The organism is Enterococcus sp. MMGLQ5-1 (assembly GCF_013155265.1).
Lineage (GTDB): Bacteria > Bacillota > Bacilli > Lactobacillales > Streptococcaceae > MMGLQ5-1.
Genome location: NZ_JABJXU010000030.1, coordinates 1 through 1527, shown reverse-complemented (window position 1 = coordinate 1527; position 1527 = coordinate 1). Strand labels below are relative to the sequence as shown.

Annotated in this window: 3 protein-coding genes; 1 reads left to right on the top strand and 2 read right to left on the bottom strand. The window is 30.8% G+C overall.

The features are described 5' to 3' along the window. The coding region (locus HOY35_RS13325; protein WP_172214591.1) for a DUF3102 domain-containing protein at positions 1–424 on the bottom strand (424 nt) is incomplete at its 3' end. A gap of 60 nt (positions 425–484) precedes the next feature. Between HOY35_RS13325 and HOY35_RS13320 the strand changes: the two genes are divergently transcribed. Then, on the top strand, positions 485–1309 hold the full coding sequence (locus HOY35_RS13320; protein WP_172214589.1) for a TIGR02391 family protein: 825 nt from the start codon (positions 485–487) through the stop codon (positions 1307–1309). On the opposite strand, the gene HOY35_RS13315 is transcribed toward HOY35_RS13320, so the two are convergent. Then, the coding region (locus HOY35_RS13315; protein ID WP_213173282.1) for a hypothetical protein at positions 1248–1527 on the bottom strand (280 nt) is incomplete at its 5' end. The genes HOY35_RS13320 and HOY35_RS13315 overlap by 62 nt on opposite strands.

Below are 1527 nucleotides of genomic sequence, written 5' to 3'. Positions count from 1 at the left end.
CCTTAGATAACTGATTAATTCGTTTGTCACGGTCAGCAAGTTCATCATCACGTTGTTTTAATTGACGTTTGATATCTTGTAATTCACGTACCGTTGGATTATCGCCATTTTCAACACGCTCAAGCTGTTCTTGTTTTTCATCTTCGGGTAATGTGGCGATTAAATGTAGAGCTGTTGTTCCTATATTTCGCAACGTTTCGAAATTTGGCAACTCTTTGGCTATAGTCATTGATTTACTCGCAAAATCTTTATCTAAACCAATTGACTGATACCAGTCCATAAACTCTCCATGCGATAAATCATTCTCTTTTACATGAATTAAACGTCTGCCTATTTCCCAAATTGATTGACCTGCAATCTGCTTGTATGAATTGATTTCAGCAGTTATTACATTAATGTCTGTTGATAACGTTATTTCATTCAAGTTATCACTTCCTTTCTTTTATTTTTTCGGTATAATTGTTTTAAAAACTGGTGGTGCGAAATGTCAAAACCAATAGACAATATACTTATAACTAATATTTCAAAAATTATTGGTGAAATATTAACTGGTAGCAAAATATCAGATATGTTTCAATTTTTAGGATTGATTGATTTTGATAAATCGGAAAATCGTATGTATACTTCTACAAAATGGAAAAGAATAAATGAAACTGTACTTTATGAATGCAAGAGTTCAAAAAGTTCTAAACCTCTCTTTAAAGTTATTGAATATACATTAAGCCCACAAAATTTCATTCATAATCCCGAAACATGGAATTCAATTAAAGCCAACGTTAATGCTCAACTTATGTTTTATGGCTTTGAAATTAATGACTCTGGTAAAATTCAAAAATCTAAACCAGTTGAAAGTTTTTCTGATGCTCAAAAACGGTTAAAAACATTTTCTTCTCGCTTAGAAGATAAAAATATTCACAAAGAAACGATAAAGTACTGTCGCCAAGAATTATTCAACGAAAACTACTTCCATGCTGTGTTTGAAGCTAGTAAAGGATTAATTGAACGATTACGAACTATGACGAATTCAAAATTAGACGGAAACACTTTAGTTGATGAAATTTTCAAAATAAAAGACCCATGCATAATTATTAACGGAAATTTATTGATTACCGAAACTGAAAAAAGTGAATACAAAGGAATGCGATCGTTAATCAGCACTATTGTTTACTTATATAGAAACCCTAAAGCTCACAACTTAAAGTTATATGATTATACAAATGAAGATGATGCTATTACTGCTTTCACTTTTATATCGTTAGCTCATAATTTTTTGGATGATTGTATTGTTGTTCGATTTTCAGAAAAGTAATGACGCTATCATTTACCAAATTTCCGAGTTCAATTATTTCTTTATTCGCATGCGGAACTAATCCGCCGTGAACTCTTCTTAACTCAATTTCCAATAAATCCGAAAGCATAACAGAATTTATTAAATGAGCATCGTAAAGTTGTTCTTTTAATGTTTTTTGTTTTTTTTCTGAAATATTAATTTCTTCTATTTTTTCTCCTCCCATCCCTACACCTCCT

What these genes read in the sequence shown, in the direction of transcription:
- HOY35_RS13320 (WP_172214589.1), top strand. Translation starts at nt 485, where the DNA reads ATGTCAAAACCAATAGACAATATACTTATAACTAATATTTCAAAAATT.